This window comes from Rhizobacter sp. P3_B12 (genome assembly GCF_056402895.1).
In genome coordinates, this window is record NZ_JBFUGN010000826.1 from 1 (window position 1) to 2,806 (window position 2,806).

Consider the following 2,806-nt stretch of genomic DNA (forward strand, 5'->3'; position numbering starts at 1 on the left):
GCCGCGCGACGCCGGCATAGATCAGCCGCGCTTCCTCGCGGCCCGAGATCACCTCGATCGGATGGCCCAGTACCTCCTGGGCGCGCAGCAGGAAGGCGTCGCGGTTGCGCGCCTCGCGCAGCGTCTGCGTCGCGACCGCGCGCACCTGGCCCGGTGCATAGCCGCGCAGGCGCTGCGCGAAGCGGCCCAGGCAGGCCAGGCCGCGCAGCGTCGCGTCTTCGGTCAGCAGGCCCGACTTGTCGAGGCCGGCGCCGAGGCGAACGGTCTCCTTCAGGTAATCGATGCGCTTGTAGCGGCCGGGGCTGAGTTCGCCGATCTCCAGGCGGAAACTGTTCGAGCCCATGTCGATGGCCGCAAGGTGGTCGGGGAATCGGCTGGTCATCGCGCGATTCTCACTTGGTTTGCACGCAGACCTCGTCGTGGCCAGGGACTGCGCCCAGAAAATAGAATCGCGCCCACTCACACGCATCGTCCAGGGGGACCGCCATGCTCATCACCGCAGGCCAGGGCTATGCCGCATCGGTGCAGCCGATCACCGCCCACGCCATCGCCACCGATGCCCACGGCCTGGCCGCCGGGCCGGTGGAGATCCCGGTCGGCGGGTTCTCGATGCCCGCGTACTGCGCGATGCCGGCCGGCGGCACCCGGTTGCCGGTGATCGTCGTGGTCAGCGAGATCTTCGGCGTGCACGAACACATTGCCGACGTGGCGCGGCGTTTCGCGAAGCAGGGCTACCTCGCGATCGCGCCCGAGCTGTTCGTGCGCCAGGGCGACGCGAAGGCCTACACCGATGTCGCGCTGCTGCACGCCGAGCTGATCAGCCAGGTGCCCGACGCGCAGGTGCTGAACGACCTGGACGCCACCGTCAGCTGGGCGGCGACGCAGGGCGGCGATGTGTCGCGGCTGGGCGTCACCGGCTTCTGCTGGGGCGGGCGCATCACCTGGCTGTTCGATGCGCACAACGCGGCGGTGAAGGCGGGTGTCGCGTGGTACGGCAAGCTCGCGACGCCGGCCACCGAACTGCAGCCGCGCCGCCCGCTCGACATCGCCGGCCGGCTGCACGGCCCGGTGCTGGGCCTGTACGGCGCCGCCGACACCAGCATCCCGCTTGACACGGTTGATAAGATGAAATCAGCCTTGGACGCGGGCAATGCCGCGGCCCGGGCCTCCGAGATCGTGCTCTACCCCGACGCGCCGCACGCCTTCCACGCCGACTACCGGCCGAGCTACCGCCCCGAGGCCGCCCAGGACGGCTGGCGGCGCTGCCTGGATTGGTTCAAGGCGCACGGCGTCGCCTGAACGGCCTCTCTGCTTTTGCCCGAGCCGCGCACATCGCGCGGCTTTTGTTTGATCGAGTCCCATGACCCTTCTCTACATCGTGCTCGCGACCTTTGCCGGCGGGCTGCTGTCGGTGCTGCTCGCCGCGAGCCTGACGGTCAACGTGCTGGGCCGCATCGTCCACCACCTGGTCAGCCTGTCGGCCGGCGTGCTGCTGGGCACCGCGCTGCTGAACATCCTGCCCGAGGCCTTCGAGAGCAAGGCCAGCCCGCAGAGCCTGTTCATGACGCTGCTGGCCGGGCTGCTGTTCTTCTTCCTGCTCGAGAAGGCGGAGCTGTACCGCCACGGCCATCACCATGAAGGCGACGAGCACCACCACCACCACGGGTTCGACAAGCACCAGGCCGGCCGCGGCGGCTGGACGGTGCTGCTGGGCGACAGCATCCACAATTTCTGCGACGGCATCATCATCGCGGCCGCCTTCCTGACCGACACGCGGCTCGGGATGTTCACGGCGCTGGCGATCATCGCGCACGAGATCCCGCAGGAAGTCGGCGACTACATCGTGCTGCTGAACGCCGGGCTGTCACGCCGCAAGGCGCTGCTCTACAACGCGATGTCGGGCATGGCCGCGGTGGTCGGCGGCGTGGTCGGCTACGTGGTGGTCGGGCCGTGGGAGGCGCTGTTCCCCTACCTGCTGGTCGTCGCGTCGAGCAGCTTCATCTACGTGGCGGTGGCCGACCTGATCCCGCAGCTGCAGCATCGCTTGTCGGCCAAGGACACGGCGGCCCAGCTGGCGTGGCTGGGCGTCGGGCTGGCGATCGTGATCTTCGTCGCCAGCCACGCGCACCATCACTAACGAACCACCAGCACCGGCACCTTGCTGTGCGTCAGCACCTTCTGCGTCTCGCTGCCCAGCAGCAGCGCACTGACGCCGCGCCGGCCGTGCGAGGCCATCACGATCAGGTCGCACTCCTGGCGGCGGGCGTGGTCGATGATCGCCTCCCAGGGGTGCAGCGCCTCCAGCGTGTGCGCCTCGCAGGGCACGCCCAGCGCGACGCAGTCGTCGCGCACCGCCTTGACCCGCGATGACGCGATGCGCTCCTGCGCGTCGAAGAACTCCTGCGGCGGCGTCGGCTGCATCTCCGAGATCGCGCTGTACGGGAACGGCTCCTTGACACTCACCGTGTAGACCCGCGCGTTGACCGATTTGGCCAGCGCGATGGCCGTGTCGGTCGCCTTCTTCGTGATGTCCGAACCGTCGGTCGGGACCAGGATGCGATGGAACATGGTCATCTCCTTGCAGTGGGAACTCTCGTGGGACCGTCTGGCGCCTCCAGTGTTCCCTGCACGGTAGTCCGCAGCTTGACGACGGTCAAACCCCGCTCACGAGCGGGGAGATTTCTCCATCGGGCGGCTGCTGTCGGATGACCATTCGCTCCACGAGCCCGGGTACAGCGCCGCGCCGTGCAGCCCGGCGATCTCCATCGCCAGCAGGTTGTGGCAGGCGGTCACGCCCGAACCGCAC

4 protein-coding genes and 1 pseudogene are annotated in these 2,806 nt (G+C 68.9%); 2 read left to right on the forward strand and 3 right to left on the reverse strand.

Going from position 1 to position 2,806, the window contains the following annotated elements; genetic code table 11:
• A partial coding sequence (locus AC1D01_RS28625) for a Ppx/GppA phosphatase family protein (RefSeq protein WP_477872452.1) occupies nucleotides 1-382 on the reverse strand: 382 nt, incomplete at its 3' end.
• Between the two features lie 104 nt (nucleotides 383-486).
• Between AC1D01_RS28625 and AC1D01_RS28630 the strand changes: the two genes are divergently transcribed.
• Together AC1D01_RS28630 and AC1D01_RS28635 are read left to right on the forward strand one after the other, a co-directional pair.
• Nucleotides 487-1,299: a dienelactone hydrolase family protein gene (locus AC1D01_RS28630; protein WP_477872454.1), complete on the forward strand. Its 813-nt coding sequence runs from the start codon at nucleotides 487-489 to the stop codon at nucleotides 1,297-1,299.
• A 61-nt stretch (nucleotides 1,300-1,360) separates the two neighbouring features.
• The gene (locus AC1D01_RS28635; RefSeq protein ID WP_047510053.1) at nucleotides 1,361-2,137 is read left to right on the forward strand and encodes a ZIP family metal transporter; all 777 of its coding nucleotides are present in this window, start codon (nucleotides 1,361-1,363) and stop codon (nucleotides 2,135-2,137) included.
• On the opposite strand, the gene AC1D01_RS28640 is transcribed toward AC1D01_RS28635, so the two are convergent.
• Both AC1D01_RS28640 and AC1D01_RS28645 read right to left on the reverse strand, forming a co-directional pair.
• The gene (locus tag AC1D01_RS28640; protein ID WP_047585334.1) at nucleotides 2,134-2,568 is read right to left on the reverse strand and encodes a universal stress protein; all 435 of its coding nucleotides are present in this window, start codon (nucleotides 2,566-2,568) and stop codon (nucleotides 2,134-2,136) included. The genes AC1D01_RS28635 and AC1D01_RS28640 overlap by 4 nt on opposite strands.
• Nucleotides 2,569-2,664: 96 nt before the next feature.
• Nucleotides 2,665-2,806 (reverse strand): annotated as a pseudogene (locus AC1D01_RS28645) (sulfurtransferase); the annotation flags it as partial.